This is a genomic window from Priestia megaterium, from assembly GCF_046599315.1.
GTDB lineage: Bacteria > Bacillota > Bacilli > Bacillales > Bacillaceae_H > Priestia > Priestia megaterium_F.
This window is the reverse complement of sequence record NZ_JBKIKC010000006.1, coordinates 80,604-95,655: the sequence shown is the minus strand read 5'-3', so window position 1 is coordinate 95,655 and position 15,052 is coordinate 80,604. Positions and strand designations below refer to the sequence as shown.

Here is a 15,052-nt window from a genome sequence, read left to right as displayed (position 1 = left end):
GAAGGCCGTAAACTCATAGATGCCATTATAAATACTAAAAAACAAAATAAATTAAGTAAAACAATTTTATATACAAGTTATAGATATTAATATAGTTATTACAAATTAGCGTTATACATCACTAACTCTTGTCTTACCTTAAAATAAAAAGCATCTCAATTTGCATTAAGATGCTTGGTATAAAATATTTTATAAAGTGACATAAGTCTGCATTCAATTAGCATAGCAAGTTTTTCAAGGTTCCTCTAAGATAGAATTCCATATCAAGTATCCTACATGAAACCTGTAAAAATCTCTTGACTTATTTAACATTAAAAGAAAAATCTTACAATTTATTAAATCTATATGTTGTAAATTTTTTTATCAAACAGTGTAGTTGACACGTTATTAGTAAGTAGTTTAACTATATTCCATAAGTAAATAAACTCATTAGATTTTCTAAATATTAAAAAGAAAAAGAAATTAGGTACAATCAAACATACAATCCCCCATATAACTAGGTTTATTAATGAATTATTAACATGCATATAGCTGATAATAAAATCAGAAATTATACAAGAACCAATTACTAACATTATAAAAAAGATATACTTAAGATAGTAAAACTTGACTGGTCTATGAAATACATTCTTAAATATTATATAAGGATCGTACCAAAAAAATGTACATAATCTACTAATTACTGTTCCTAAAAAAACTCCAGATATTCCTATTAATTGTGTAAGAACAATTGATACACATATATTTATTAAAGCAGCAATAACGGGTCTATATTTACCTTTTTTAAAAAGACCCGTAGTTTCTCTAAAAGTCGTAGAAGCATTTTGCATACCAGTTGTATAAAAATTTAATAATATTGTAAAGACAATAAATTTATTCAAGAGATATTGCTCACCTAACCATAATGATATAAATGGATTTACCAAATTCCAGAGACAAACTGTACAAAAACCATATAACCAAAAGCTTGTAAAGTTAATAACCCGAAATATAAAATACTTTTTTTCCTTGCTTTCATTTACATTTAAATTTCCAACACTTGCAGTTACTGAGTAGAAAAAATAACTCAAAAGAGTTGTTAGTGTAGTAATAATTAACAAGTAATTCGAATAGATACCTACCCAAGTAATTCCCACAAATGTAGATATGATAATGTTATCAGTTCCATTTATTACAACTCCACTGATTCTATATAAAAAAAGAGAATATAAATTCTCATAAAACTGTTTTTTATCTTTTGGAGTTAAGCTTGCATTATTACGAGCTTTTAAATATGGATACAACTCGTTTGCCTTATTTCTAATATATATGTTTTCAAATATTCTAAATCCAATCTGAATTGTAAGTATTAGTATATAATTACTTACAATTAACAATAGAATTATTTGGATAAAATTAGATATAATAATAAAAACACTGTGTATTTTAGAAATAACATGATTCCGTTGATCAGCAATAATGACTGAATGCTTATACGCAAAATAATAAGAAGAAACTGACTGGATTAAGAACAATAGATAAATTAAATTAATATTGTTTATATTGATTTTACCATTCATTAAATATGGAAGAAACGGGAATAACGAGAGTCCAATGATTAGGACAATTACACCAATTATTCTATAAGCATTTCTATATAAATTCATCAAGGCTTGTATTTTGTAAACATCATTTTCAGCTAAAGGTTTATATAAGCTATAAATTATTGCAGTGTCAAAACCTAAGTTAGCGAGTGATAACATTAATAAAATACTTGTAAATAGCCCTTCTATACCTAAGTACTCAACTCCCAGTGTGTAAATAAAGACTGTTCGAACAATAATACCTATTACCATACTAATTATTTGTCCAGAAAGACCAAAGACCATATTTTTTATTGAATTTTGGATTCTCATATTTACGCCTTCTATTTTTAATTATTTTGCTCTAATATTCTGTTTAACTTACTACTAATCTTTCTTTTTAAAATTGGAAAAAACTTTGTTACTCTATATTTTAGTAATAATTTTTTACGCTGCTCTACGAAACTATAATCTAAAAACCAATTTAATACATACTTAGATTGTACTTCCGTGTAATTCTCCTTCATTCGGTTCTGAATTAGGGTCCAAGAATTAATATTTGAAACAGTAAAAAATTTCACATTATCATTTAAAAACGATTTAACATACTCGGAAAGGTTATTAGGGATATCAAACCCAAAGTCATGAGGATTTCTTCCTTCGGCTACTATTCCTAGAATAGTTCTTAAACATTTTTCACATTTACAACAGTTTTCTTCACTTTTAAAACATACTCTAATGGTAACAGGTTCTTTGGTGGCTGAATAATAATCACTCACAATCTTAACCTTGTCCTGCCTTGTAAGTTCATAACCGTCATGAAAAACCTGACCTGAAGCATATCTTATTTCATTGTCTACGGTTGGGTCAGATGCACAAGGAAGTTGGAATCTAACTGAGAAAGAACTTGCAATATATATACATTTCACCTTAAGTTTATAAGCTACAGGAATAGCTGCGGATATAATAGCCAAGCTATGATGTAATCCATGCCACCATGTATCACCTAACTTTTTGCGGAAATCATTATCGATATTTCCTGCAATTATAAATGTACCGTAATTGGATTGTATAAGAATATTTTTTAGTCCATAACTTTTTGCAAATTTTATCGCATTTTCTTTATCTGCTTCCCATACGTCACTATGTTGAACATCATCTCCATGCCAACCGTATTCTGTAATCAAGATTGGATTTTTATCTTTTGTTCTTATAAATGTAGTAAGTGCATCAAGACCTCCGCTGAATAAAGAAGCCGCCTCATGTTCAGGGACATACACGTTATCCACAATCTTCTTCACAAAAACGTTACCTTTAAATTTAACATGAGGGAACATGTTTTGATATGCAACCCTTATTTTATCTAAACATTTATAGAAAGATTGATCTAATTCATCTACTATGATAGTTGAGTTAGTAATCCATATTAGAGGAATTACATTAGAAATAAACGGAATAACTAGAATGCTTCTTGGAATATTAGAAAGATCATAATTATATTCTACAAACATATGGTTAGTTTTTTTGAAATATTTCTGTAGATTACCATCTACACTAAAAAAATAATCAACCCTGTTATCTTTTACAATTAATTTATCAAGAATTATACTTTTCATTTCATGGCCCTCTTTTTAGTTGCTTTATCCATAACTTTTTGTGGAGATTTAAACTGATCTCGCCACATATTTACAATATCAAAATTTACATTTACATCTGTAACTATGGAAGAGTTAATCATTTTTTCTAGATTATCAAGATTATTTCTATCAATTTGGTTTAAATTATATGTTTCACCCATCCCACGAGCCCTTTCATCTATTCCTATAATAATTGAACGTATTTTGTTTCGCATTGCAAAAATTCCGCCATGTAGACGTGTACCAATATAATCAATATCAGTACTGAGTATTTCTTGAAATGACTCAAGAGTAGGCGGAACAATTTTTATATTTTTTATGTTATCTAAAGTTTTAAGGTAGTTTAAATCTTTTTTATCTTGAACCCAAAAATATACATTCTTATAGTTTCTATTTAGTACGTCTATCAATAATTGGTCTTTTATGTAATCTTTAGAATGATGACTAAGTGTAAATACAACTGAATCTGATTTTTCGGTTGGAATACCTTTGCAAAATTCTGGTGTAAGGGACCACAGCGTAGCACACCCTGTATTTAAAGCTTTAAATCCCATTTCTTCTAACAATGCTTTTGTTCTTTCATCTCTAGCACTATGAATATATTCATGTGATAAGACTTTTTTATATAACATTTTTGTATATTTAGTTATCTTGTTACCTTTACCTGCGCCAACACCAAGCAAAATACTTCCTTTTAAAGGTCCACAGTTAAAAATATTAATATTCCATTGAGGAAAGTGAGTTAACATATCCATCGTTAATAAGTTTGTGCCTCCTACAAATTTATGTTTAGCCTCACTATAAATTTTTACTCTATTCGAATTTCTTGCAACTTGATACCAACTGAAGGGTGAAACATGAGTTGGCAACGTTAATAAATAATCGTCTTCTACTATTTCTGACAAATGATATCTTACACATGTCATTATTATGTCATCGCCCTTATTAAGTGACCCTACTGATGTATCTAGCAATAATACATTATCCATTAATAATCCCTCCGAGTATATTTATAAAATATTTTTGTTATTTTTTTAAAGTTATTTGAATATTAACCTTTTACTTTCAAATCAATTTGTATATTTTTTCAATCTCATCATTATTGTTGTGATTGTGCTGTTTTGCATTATCCGCTATTTTTTCTCTCAATGATTTATCATTGATAAGTTCCTGTATTCCTTGAAAAATCCCATTAACTCCCATAGGACATATACACCCATCAACTCTATCCTTTAGCTGACTTTTAGCAGTTGGATAGTTTGTTATTAAGATGGGTTTTCCTAAAATTTTAGCTTCTGTTACTGTAACCGCTTTTCCTTCATACCTTGATGGTTGTACGTATAAGTCACATGCTTTCATATATGGGTATGGATTTATTTTTTTTCCTAACAATATAAAGCAATCATCTAAGCCATTCTCTGATATCAACGTTTTAAGCATACTTTCATCTCCGCCATATCCAATTACGTACCACGCGATATTTTCATAACCTTTATCCTTTAATTTTTTTAAAGTTAAAACTGCATTATCAATTCCTTTTGCATGAGATAGTCTTGCTACCGTGATAATTTTAAACCTTTGGTCACCCAACATAGGATTATCCACTTCTTCATTAGCTAAAGTCTCAATAAAATCTGGAGAAGTAATGTTCTCAATAACAATGACCTTTTTTTCTAGACTGGGGTATTTTTGAATAAATGCATTTTTGCATTCTTCCGATACTGCTACAATGTAATCAAATTTATTCCACATTTGAATATCTACTTTTTCGTCTGTATCCACCGTAGAAAAATCAGTGTGTATCCAAGCAATTTTTGTCTTTGCTTCTACTTTCTCTGCGACAAAGTAATGAGGCCATAAATAACTGATTGCAAGATCGTATTTCTTTTTGTGCTTTGGCAGAAAAGGCAATGAATACTTCCACATATATTGCATCTGCTTATATCCCTTTTCTGAAGACGTGCTTAAATTTGCTTTATACTTTGCCATCAATCTCACTAGTCCTAATGACATTTTTCCGGACTTTAAAATTTGCCCTATCGACATTCGAAAGGTTTTATAAGCTGCAGATTCTTCTAGTAAGTTTGGTTGGTTCGGGAGCAAGTTCATAAAATCTCCGGTATGACTGTATAACATCAAATCAATACGATAATTTTGATAGTCAAAGTTATTTAGCATGCTGATAAGACTTCTTTCCACTCCGCCAACTTCCATGTCAAAGGAGGCGATCAATACCTTTTTCATATGTTCCTCCATTATTATGATTTGTAAATATTCATTAGCTTGGCAATCCCTAACTTTAGCGAATATCCACTTTTTTCAAAGCCGTTAATAATAACATTTGTATCTTTTTCCTTTTTATTTACTTGTTCTATTATTTTATCGGCCCACACATCAGGGCCATCCGATAGCGAAAGTCTTGACACTAACCCTATACTCAAATCAGCTTCTGGCTGAATAGCTTCTGATACCACACATGGTAACCCGCTTGCTTGAGCTTCTAACAGCACTAGTCCTAGGCCTTCATATAAAGAGGGAAACACAAAGACATCCATACTATGAAACATAGTTGGTATGTCCTTTCTTATTCCCATGAATTTAATGCTGTTATGTATTCCTTCTTTTTTAGCCTGTTCTTCGATTTGTTGTTTTAAAACTCCATCTCCGACTAATAACAGCTTAGCGTCAGGATTCTCTTTAATAATACTTTTCATGATTTGTAATAAAAATGCATGATTCTTTGCCTCCATAAATCTTCCAATGTGTCCAATGATTATTTTCTTTTTTATCCCCTCTTCATCTTTAAATCTATTAACTTCTGTTTGAGGATGTTTTAAGAAAGATGAATAATCAATTACGTTGGGAAAATAGGAGTAACTTTTTCTGGTCAAGCTTTTTTCTCCAAATAAGTAGCTCCCTGCTCCGTTACTGCATGCTAATAAATTCGTTGAAAAAGCATTAATCATAAATCTCATTAAATTAATATAGACTTTTTTTATAAAATGATCATTGCTGTCTAAAGTTGTGTGAGCATGGGATACTCTTACTTTTACACCTGCTAAGAAAGCTGCCATAATGACAATTCCACAATGAAATAAAGTATGTGCATGGACAGCATCATAAGGTCCATATTCCTTTATGGCATCGTAAATTTCCTTTATCGATTGTGTTTTTGATAGCTTTATGACCCTACCACCCAATTGTTTTATTTCTTGATCATAATGGGCATCCTTTTGACTATATGAAATAAAGTCAAACTGGACTTTGCTGCGATCGATATTTCTGTAGATGTTCATTAACATCGTTTCCGTTCCCGCTCTATTCATAGCCCCAACAACTTGAAGGATTCTTATTGACTTTGTATTACTCATAGATCTCTTCCTTTGAATGTATAATAGAAAGGTTACTGTCCATTTATGAATTGCTTTTATCTTCTGCTTTCTCATTCTGCCATTTTATAAACTCAATAATGACTTTATATTCTCGAAGCTGTTCTTTTCGAACTCCTGATTTTTTTAATTCGTTTACAAAATGAAGCCATTCACTCTCTAAAAAATGTGAAGGTTCATGTTTGATTTCGATAAGTGTATATAAATCTACACCTAAAACAGCCGCAATTCTCTCTGTTACCTGTATAGAAGGATTATCATTTAAATTACGTTCGATATTGCTTAAATAAGACTTAGACATATTGGCTCTTTCAGCGAGTTCAGATAATGTAAGGCCCTTTTTTTTGCGAATTTTATGAATTTTTTCTCCGATCATTTATTCATACCTCATGTTTTCTAATATTGGACGATCCTTTCCATATACAAGGTTCTATTCAACCCTTTTTTAAGACATTTAATAACTCTATTTTGGTCATCTTCCGTCATATTTGAACCTGATGGAAGACAGATGCCTGTTTGAAATAATTGCTGGGCTACATCATCATTTTCACTATGCTGATAGTAATGTGCTCCTTGGAAAAGAGGCTGCATATGAAGCGGTTTCCATACGGGACGCGCTTCAATGTTTTGCTCAGTGAACGCTTGTACTAACTGTGCTGCAGATATTCCCGCTTCTTTTTCATTAATAGTTAAAACGGTAAGCCAGCGATTTGTTTTTGTGTTTGATAGCTCTGGCATGAATGTAATACCTGTTAATCCGGCCAACTCTTGATAATAACGTTCAAAAATCTGTCTTCTTGCCTCTACTCGGTTCTCTAATACTTGCAATTGCGCTCTTCCAATTCCTGCTAGAATATTACTCATTCGATAATTGTATCCAAGCTGGCTGTGCTGATAGTGAGCTGCTGAATCACGCGCTTGAGTTGCTAAAAAGCGAGCTTGTTGCAAAGCGGCCACATCATTCGAAACAAGCATTCCTCCACCGGATGTCGTAATAATTTTATTTCCATTAAAAGAATACACGCCGAACTTGCCAAAAGTACCGCTTGCTTTTCCTTTATAGGTAGACCCAAGTGATTCAGCTGCGTCTTCAATGACAGGGATATTATATTGATTACATAGCGAAAGAATCTCATCCATTTTTGCGCTTTGACCATATAAATTTACAACGATCACTGCTTTCGGAAGTATTCCTTGTATAGAAGCATCCTGTAACGCTCTTTTTAATGCTTGTGGTGACATATTCCAGGTTTCTGGCTCCGAGTCAATAAATATCGGCTCAGCCCCTTGGTAGATAATAGGATTTGCACTAGCTATAAAGGTAAGCGTTGAACAAAATACAGTGTCTCCTTTTGTTACGCCTAATAAAGAAAGAGCCAAATGAATCGCTGCGGTTCCTGAACTTACTGCAACAGCTTCACTGACTCCTACATAAGAGGCAAGCTCTTTTTCAAAACCATCTATATTGGGTCCTAGAGGGGCAATCCAATTACTTTCAAATGCTTCATGTATATATCCTTGCTCATCTCCGCTCATATGAGGCGGAGAAAGATATATTCTCGATTTGGTCATTAAAGTCATCACCTTTACTACTATATTTTCTTTAATTCTTATGAATGATTCGTGTTGGACACCCCACCGCTTTGCAATGAGAAGAAATATGCTGAATAACAGTCGAGCCGGCTCCAATCACTGACCACTGACCAATTTTCATTCCCGGAATAATGGTAGCGGATGCCCCTATATGTACACCTTCACCGACCGAAACATTGCCGGTTAGTGTAGCATTAGGTGAGATATGGGCATAGTTTGCAATTCTATTGTCATGCTCAACAATGGCTCCTGTGTTAATAATACAATGCTCTCCAATTTCAGCGTCTGCATTAATCACCGCATTTGGCATTACAACCGTTCCATTTCCGATAATAGCTGTTGAACTTATAACTGCTGTTGGATGGATAACTGATAAATACTGGTCTGTTCGTAATTTTAATGTTTCGGCTAACCTTTTTCTTACTATGTTGCTGCCAATCGCAATGACAACTTTTACGTCTTTATCAATCAGCGCATTTAAAGAAGACAAAGGAGCGTAAACTATTGCATTCTTTTCTTTCTGTTCTTCATATCTATCATCTAAAATAGCGATAATTTCGTGATTACGTAAAGAAGAGATCATTTCTTGAATGACCTTGCTATGTCCACCATTGCCCAATACGATAACTTTCACGTCATATCACATCTTTCGTTCCTTTAAATTTTTCTATCGTTACATGACCTTGCTGAGTAATTCCTTCTTTTTTCACAACTTTAAGAACCGTGAAAAGTAAAATTTTAAAATCAAGAAACATACTTTGATTTCTTACATACCATGTATCCAGTTTGAATTTTTCTTCCCATGTAATAGCATTTCTTCCATTCACTTGAGCCCATCCTGTAATTCCTGGTCTCACATTATGTCTAAGCATTTGTTCTTCTGTATAAAGAGACAAATACTCCATCAATAATGGTCTCGGCCCAACTAAGCTCATGTCCCCTTTTACTACATTGATAAGCTGCGGAAGTTCATCTAAGCTGTGCTTTCTAAGAAACTTTCCAGTGCCTGTTAAGCGTACTTGATCAGACAGCAAGTTGCCTTGCTTGTCCTCTAAATTAGCCATTGTACGAAATTTATAAAGATAAAATGGCTTGCCATCTTTTCCGGGCCGTTGCTGTTTAAACAAAACAGGAGCGCCCATCTTTAACCGGACAACTATGGCAGTGAACAACATAACCGGAGAGAATAACGTTAATAAAGTCAATGAAGTGACTAAATCCATTACTCGTTTCATCATTCATACCCTCTATTTCTTTTTTACTATTACCTTCTTATTTATCTAACTTGAAGAGTAAATGGTTAATATAGTTTGCTTAATATCATTTACGATATCTGTTGGTTTAATATCGATAGATTGATTTCCTTTTTCATAAATACTGATTAAAATTTCCTGCAATTGTTTTTCAGTAAGGATATTAGATATCTTCATCAAAATGTCTCCTTAATTAGACACTAAAAAATCCGCTGCAGAGGTAAGCACCGGAAAGTTATGTTCGATTAAGTTGTCCTGTTCCTTATCATATCCATTTGGGTTATTTTTCTGCCATCTCCAGGTGTCCTCGCACATTTCACTGATTCCTTTAGCGGCAACCCAGCCAAGTTCAGCTTTTGCTTTTGAAGCATCCGCAAAACAAATAGCTGCATCTCCTGAGCGCCGGTCCGTAAAGGTATAAGAAACCTTTTTTCCAGAAGCCATTTCAAATGCTTTAACCATTTCTAATACACTATAACCTTTGCCTGTTCCGAGATTATAAGCATCCACACCTTTTGAAAATTGCACTTTCTTTAAAGCTTTTAAATGCCCTTTTGCCAGGTCAACAACATGGATGTAGTCTCTAACTCCTGTTCCGTCTTTTGTTGAATAATCACTTCCAAATACGTTCAAGCTCTGTAATTTGCCGACTGCTACTTGTGAAATATACGGCATTAAGTTGTTTGGAGTCCCATTCGGATCTTCTCCAATCAATCCGCTTTCATGAGCACCAATCGGATTAAAATATCTTAAAAGAGCAATACTCCAAGTCTGATCTGAAATATATAAATCTCGCAAGATCTCCTCAATCATTTGCTTTGTGCGGCCGTATGGATTTACTGCTCCTATTGGTGCGTCTTCAGAGATAGGAACTTGATTCGTTGATCCATATACGGTTGCTGATGAACTGAATACAAGGTTTTTCACTCCGTATTTTTTCATCAATTCACAAAGTATAAACGTACCCGTAAGATTATTGTGATAATACCAAAGAGGAATGGATACAGACTCACCTACGGCTTTGAGTCCTGCAAAGTGAATGACTGCCTCAATTTTATTTTCGGAAAATACTTCTTCAAGTCCTTTTTGATTCAGTAAATCTACATTGTAAATTTTGAATACCTTTCCCGTTATTTCAGATACGCGCTTTAATGATTCTAGTTTGCTGTTGGAAAAGTTATCTACAACAATGATTTCATGTCCTTCATTTAATAGTTCTACACACGTATGACTCCCGATATAGCCTGCTCCTCCTGTAACAAGAATTGTCATTTATTAACCCCTCCATTTCTTAAAAAAACGCGTCGAAAGATAGATAAAAATTAGCTTCTCAACTATTTCACTACCAGCTCAAGTAATTGCTTTTATAGAGAATATTCAAGGTAATTACATTTTCATAATAATAATAAATAAAATAACAAACTAAAATTCCGTAATAAATGAGCTTTTCATCCCTTTTTCTAAATAACTTCACAATCCAAGAAATAAGAATTAACTGATATAACCCGAAATAGATAGAAAATCTAGCAAAAATCCAATTTTGAGTTGAAATTAGCATAAACACAAAGCCAAGCAAGGCCATATTTACTATATAATCACTTCCGGGAAATATTTCCTTTAATTTATCTCTTCCTAAAAAGGCAATGAATAAAGGTACTGATTCTACCGCTACTCTTAGAATATTGGCTCCACCTTCATTAACGCCTTTATAGTCACTATACTGAGTATCCTCAATCGCAGAAAATAAAATGGAAGAAAATTGATTAAATCCTAAAACTATGATGATTGCTAATAGAACGAGCGCTACTGTAGCTTTTGACCAGGCTTTACACCTTACTACAAAGTACATTGGAAGTAATATAAGCGCACTTTGATGAAAAAAAGAAGCAAAGATTATTACTAAAAAGTAGCGTTTCCAGCTTCCTTCCATTAGAAACTTTGTTGCTGTGAAGATAATTGCTGCCGCTAGTGTTTGTCTAATTCCGTTCATTGTGACTAAAAACAAACCACCTGTTATATACACATAAACGCTTATCTCAAACATCCTTGAATACTTATATAAAACTAGAATGATAAATACGTTTGTAATTAAAGCGGTGGTAAATATTAGTATTTGCGGGTCTTCTGATATCTTTTTTAATTGCCTTTGAAGAATCCCAAAGCCAATATCTTTGTGGCTTAAAATATAATTCCAAGTAAAATCATTGGATGTATAAATGTCTACATAATTAAAAGTATCACCTATATTTGACCTGAGACCTGCTATAGCTACCAGTATGAACATTGCCCCGAACATCAAAACCTTATTTGGCTTTACTAAAACTGTAGAATTATTTTTAATGAGAATGGTTGCAAAATATCTAGCAAAAAACGCAGTAATAAATACTAAAGCAAGATTAATCCAAAGAAAAGTCATATGATAAATCCTTTCAAATCAAAAACAAGGATCATCATAGTATTTTAACTTTAAGCAATCCTTGTTTTTGTTGTAATATAAAAATATAAGACTATACCTAGAGGTATTGCCAAAAGGGTTAAACCTTTACTAGGTGTATCTTGCAGAAAGTGCCAATTTTTACTTATTAAACTGCTTGATACATAGTGAATGGCCTGTCTGAACTTAAATGAAGAACTACCAAACGGGAGTTTCATCATTTCCTTTCGATAAAAAGCAAAGCCCCTTGGGTTTTTGCGATACTGATGTAGCATGTTTCGGGATGATCCATCTTCTAGGTATTCCACACAACATATTATTTCGTTCATCAATATCATTTCGTATTGTTTATCAATCATATGATATTTATAAGCTAATCCTACATATCTCTCATTCTCAAATAAAGGGTACGGATATTGCTTAGTTAATTCAGTTCGATAAACTAGCTTTTTGTCACCTGTTACACCGTACTTGTTATATAAATCGAACAACGTAGAACGTTTAATATGCTGCGGCAACCGTGTACCAATGATTTCATTTTTATGGTTAGCATCCAAGCCAACGATACCACTAACTTCATTACTTCCATACTTCTTCCAAGTATCAATAATCTTTTCCACCGCATCATCCGGCATATAGTCATCAGAATCAATACAAACGTTTAGCTCTGTATCAATAAGTTCATAAGCCGTGTTATGTGCACCATGCATCCCTTGATTATCTTGCCAATGATATTTTATTTGAATGATATTTTCATCAATCCATCCATTAACAATCCCTTTTGTATTATCCGTTGACCCGTCATCAATAATTAGCCATATAAAATCTTTGCAAGTTTGTCTCTTTAAACTCTCGTAACATTGATGAATGCAATATGCTCGATTATAAGTTGGAGTAAAAACTGTTAATTTTTTCAACTAACCTCTCCTCCTATCTCTATATACGATTTTTGAATTAATTCAGCTGTTTTGCGTATATTATAGCCTTTCTGATTTAAAGCTTTCTCCGATATTTTCCTAGGTGAATCCCTATTCATTACATTTACCAAGGTCTCAACCCACACATTTTTATCAGTTAAAGGGAGGGATTGAACTAGATCAATGCCCATATCCACTTCTTTTGTTATTGCATCAGAAATAATACAGGGCAGCCCTGCTCCTTGAGCCTCTATAAGAGTTACCGGAAGCCCTTCATGCAGAGATGGGAAAACAAATACGTCAAATGCTTGAAGCAAAAGGTGGATATCTTCTCTCACTCCTAATAGCTTTACTTTCTCTTCCACTTGTAACTCCGTTATTTTTTCTTCAATGTTTGAATGTAATGTGCCCCCTCCAACTAATATAAGCTTAGCATTTGGCACAACTTTAATTAATTGAGCAAACACCTCTAGCAAGAATAAGTGATTTTTTTGATGATTAAACCTTCCAACATGTCCAATAACCAGTGATTCTTTATCCAGCTGTAATTCTTTTCGAATTTGTTCTCGAACACCTGATGAAAACTTGAATTTATCACATTCAATCCCATTTTTCAGAATGAATGTTACGCTAGATTGATTTTTAAATAACCATTGGGCAGCAGCATTTGAGCAAGCATACAAGTGAGTAGCAGAGCGTTTAATGTTACTACCTGCGTACCATTTATAAACCTTCGATGCCAGTCCTCCCTCACTTTGAGTATTATGACTATGTGCTATTCTTACTGGGATATTTGCTTTTTCTGCCGCGCGAAGGACTAACCCACTCATTTTGTCCATGTGAGAATGAACGATTCTATAATGAGAATTTTCTTTGAAAAATTGATTCAGCTTTTTCACATAAGTAGTGTGACCTACGTCTGTTACATATGGAAGTCTATAAACCTTCCCGCCCATTTCTGCTATTTCCGAGTCAAAAACTCCCGCTTTACACGTCAAAAAGTCAAATTGAACCTTGGAGCGATCTATATTTCGATATAAGTTCATTATCAATGTCTCAGCACCGCCTCGATTCATATTGACTACAACATGTAAGACCCTTAATGGATTGCCCACTTAACACCCTCCGTTTCCTCCGTGTAGGATTTATAAATTCTGCTTTTTTCTATTAATACTTTATCAATACTGTATTTTTTCAAAATCATTTCTCTTCCATTTATCCCAAGCTTATGTTTAACGCCTTCAATTTTAGCGAGAGCCTTTATTTTGCTTGCAAACTCAACTCTGCTAGCGCTGTCAATAACCCAACCATTTTTATTGTTGTGAACAAGCTCCCTATGACCCCTGTTGTCAAGGGCTACTACCGGTAGTCCGCAAGCCATAGCTTCCATAATATTTACAGGTAACCCTTCACGAAGACTTGACGCTACTGCAACGTCACACATTGGAACAATTTTCTGAAGATCATTTCGATAGCCTAAAAACTCAACCATATGGAAAATTCCAAGATTTGCGGCTAGTTCTCGGCAGTTTTCTAACAAAGGTCCCTTACCTGCCAAGAGGAGCTTTGCATGTGGAATTTCATCTTTTATAAGTGCTAGCGATTGAAGAAGAAGCTGCTGATTTTTATTTTTATTAAATTCTGCAGCATAAAATAATAAAAAATCATCTGGATGATACCCGAATGACTTTTTAAGTTGGGTTTTTTCTTTTTTATTTGCCGGTTTAAACATCTCCGTGTTGATTCCCACTCCATGTACATGTTCAATACGTTTTGCTTTGAAATGCTGAGTTGCCAATTGATAATCTTCTTGGTTAATTGTGATTAAGCAGTCCGTATAATGGGCCAGCGTTTTTTCTATAGGATAATAAAGAAGCCAGTTCACAGGAGGTGCACCTTTGCAAAAATGGAAACCGTGAGCAGTGTAAATAACTTTGGTTCCTTGTTTCCTTGCTTTTCGTGCTGCCAAACGGGCTAATACGCCGCCCATTGGAGTATGACAGTGAATAATATTATATTTATTTTCGTCTATTACTGTTTTTAATTCTCTATAAGCTTTTATATTTCCCGTATGAAAAGGTAATCGTTGAATGGAAATGTTATATTTTTGATCTACATAAGGAAGTTCCATGTTCCCGCTTGCGGCTACATGAACTTCCCAGCCTTGTTCTTTAAACCATTTCATATAAGGCAGATGAAATGCTTGAAAATGAAAGTCAACGGTTGCACAAAACAGCACTTTGTTAGACATGTATATCACCTATATG

General features: G+C 33.4%; 15 protein-coding genes. All 15 read right to left on the bottom strand.

The features are described 5' to 3' along the window. Positions 1 to 341 precede the first annotated feature (341 nt). Complete coding sequence (locus tag ACLHDF_RS18380) at positions 342 to 1,895, bottom strand: lipopolysaccharide biosynthesis protein (RefSeq protein ID WP_413920141.1); 1,554 nt, start codon at positions 1,893 to 1,895, stop codon at positions 342 to 344. 17 nt (positions 1,896 to 1,912) lie between these two features. Continuing rightward, positions 1,913 to 3,178 (bottom strand): peptidase, encoded by a 1,266-nt coding sequence (locus tag ACLHDF_RS18375; RefSeq protein WP_413920140.1) that lies wholly within the window; start codon positions 3,176 to 3,178, stop codon positions 1,913 to 1,915. Further along, on the bottom strand, positions 3,175 to 4,188 hold the full coding sequence (locus ACLHDF_RS18370; RefSeq protein WP_413920139.1) for a polysaccharide pyruvyl transferase family protein: 1,014 nt from the start codon (positions 4,186 to 4,188) through the stop codon (positions 3,175 to 3,177). Before ACLHDF_RS18370 ends, ACLHDF_RS18375 begins: the two co-directional genes overlap by 4 nt. 76 nt (positions 4,189 to 4,264) lie before the next feature. Beyond that, positions 4,265 to 5,443: a glycosyltransferase gene (locus tag ACLHDF_RS18365; RefSeq protein WP_413920138.1), complete on the bottom strand. Its 1,179-nt coding sequence runs from the start codon at positions 5,441 to 5,443 to the stop codon at positions 4,265 to 4,267. Positions 5,444 to 5,457: 14 nt separating this feature from the next. After that, on the bottom strand, positions 5,458 to 6,570 hold the full coding sequence (locus ACLHDF_RS18360) for a glycosyltransferase family 1 protein (protein WP_413920137.1): 1,113 nt from the start codon (positions 6,568 to 6,570) through the stop codon (positions 5,458 to 5,460). A 43-nt stretch (positions 6,571 to 6,613) separates the two neighbouring features. Continuing rightward, positions 6,614 to 6,964, bottom strand: coding sequence for a helix-turn-helix domain-containing protein (locus ACLHDF_RS18355; protein WP_413920136.1), 351 nt, complete (start codon positions 6,962 to 6,964; stop codon positions 6,614 to 6,616). Positions 6,965 to 6,984: 20 nt separating this feature from the next. After that, positions 6,985 to 8,169, bottom strand: coding sequence for a DegT/DnrJ/EryC1/StrS family aminotransferase (locus ACLHDF_RS18350; RefSeq protein ID WP_413920135.1), 1,185 nt, complete (start codon positions 8,167 to 8,169; stop codon positions 6,985 to 6,987). A gap of 22 nt (positions 8,170 to 8,191) precedes the next feature. Continuing rightward, positions 8,192 to 8,815, bottom strand: a complete 624-nt coding sequence (locus ACLHDF_RS18345; RefSeq protein ID WP_413920134.1) for an acetyltransferase — start codon at positions 8,813 to 8,815, stop codon at positions 8,192 to 8,194. A gap of 1 nt (position 8,816) precedes the next feature. Beyond that, the gene (locus tag ACLHDF_RS18340; RefSeq protein WP_413920133.1) at positions 8,817 to 9,416 is read right to left on the bottom strand and encodes a sugar transferase; all 600 of its coding nucleotides are present in this window, start codon (positions 9,414 to 9,416) and stop codon (positions 8,817 to 8,819) included. Positions 9,417 to 9,461: 45 nt separating this feature from the next. Further along, positions 9,462 to 9,614: a hypothetical protein gene (locus ACLHDF_RS18335; protein WP_413920132.1), complete on the bottom strand. Its 153-nt coding sequence runs from the start codon at positions 9,612 to 9,614 to the stop codon at positions 9,462 to 9,464. Positions 9,615 to 9,623: 9 nt separating this feature from the next. Further along, entirely contained in the window at positions 9,624 to 10,706 is a 1,083-nt protein-coding gene (galE, locus tag ACLHDF_RS18330; RefSeq protein ID WP_413920131.1) for a UDP-glucose 4-epimerase GalE, read from the bottom strand. 70 nt (positions 10,707 to 10,776) lie between these two features. Then, a complete protein-coding gene (locus tag ACLHDF_RS18325) occupies positions 10,777 to 11,850 on the bottom strand; it encodes an EpsG family protein (protein WP_413920130.1) in 1,074 nt (357 codons plus the stop codon). Positions 11,851 to 11,900: 50 nt separating this feature from the next. Next, positions 11,901 to 12,785: a glycosyltransferase family 2 protein gene (locus tag ACLHDF_RS18320; protein WP_413920129.1), complete on the bottom strand. Its 885-nt coding sequence runs from the start codon at positions 12,783 to 12,785 to the stop codon at positions 11,901 to 11,903. Next, positions 12,782 to 13,900, bottom strand: coding sequence for a glycosyltransferase family 1 protein (locus tag ACLHDF_RS18315; RefSeq protein ID WP_413920128.1), 1,119 nt, complete (start codon positions 13,898 to 13,900; stop codon positions 12,782 to 12,784). The genes ACLHDF_RS18320 and ACLHDF_RS18315 overlap by 4 nt, the downstream gene beginning before the upstream one ends. Beyond that, positions 13,885 to 15,036 (bottom strand): glycosyltransferase family 4 protein, encoded by a 1,152-nt coding sequence (locus tag ACLHDF_RS18310; protein ID WP_413920127.1) that lies wholly within the window; start codon positions 15,034 to 15,036, stop codon positions 13,885 to 13,887. Before ACLHDF_RS18310 ends, ACLHDF_RS18315 begins: the two co-directional genes overlap by 16 nt. Between the last annotated feature and the right edge of the window lie 16 nt (positions 15,037 to 15,052).

Excerpts from the sequence above, each read along its gene's own strand:
- ACLHDF_RS18380 (WP_413920141.1), bottom strand. The coding sequence starts at position 1,895 with ATGAGAATCCAAAATTCAATAAAAAATATGGTCTTTGGTCTTTCTGGA.
- ACLHDF_RS18375 (WP_413920140.1), bottom strand. The coding sequence starts at position 3,178 with ATGAAAAGTATAATTCTTGATAAATTAATTGTAAAAGATAACAGGGTT.
- ACLHDF_RS18370 (WP_413920139.1), bottom strand. The coding sequence starts at position 4,188 with ATGGATAATGTATTATTGCTAGATACATCAGTAGGGTCACTTAATAAG.
- ACLHDF_RS18365 (WP_413920138.1), bottom strand. The coding sequence starts at position 5,443 with ATGAAAAAGGTATTGATCGCCTCCTTTGACATGGAAGTTGGCGGAGTG.
- ACLHDF_RS18360 (WP_413920137.1), bottom strand. The coding sequence starts at position 6,570 with ATGAGTAATACAAAGTCAATAAGAATCCTTCAAGTTGTTGGGGCTATG.
- ACLHDF_RS18355 (WP_413920136.1), bottom strand. The coding sequence starts at position 6,964 with ATGATCGGAGAAAAAATTCATAAAATTCGCAAAAAAAAGGGCCTTACA.
- ACLHDF_RS18350 (WP_413920135.1), bottom strand. The coding sequence starts at position 8,169 with ATGACTTTAATGACCAAATCGAGAATATATCTTTCTCCGCCTCATATG.
- ACLHDF_RS18340 (WP_413920133.1), bottom strand. The coding sequence starts at position 9,416 with ATGAAACGAGTAATGGATTTAGTCACTTCATTGACTTTATTAACGTTA.
- galE (WP_413920131.1), bottom strand. The coding sequence starts at position 10,706 with ATGACAATTCTTGTTACAGGAGGAGCAGGCTATATCGGGAGTCATACG.
- ACLHDF_RS18325 (WP_413920130.1), bottom strand. The coding sequence starts at position 11,850 with ATGACTTTTCTTTGGATTAATCTTGCTTTAGTATTTATTACTGCGTTT.
- ACLHDF_RS18310 (WP_413920127.1), bottom strand. The coding sequence starts at position 15,036 with ATGTCTAACAAAGTGCTGTTTTGTGCAACCGTTGACTTTCATTTTCAA.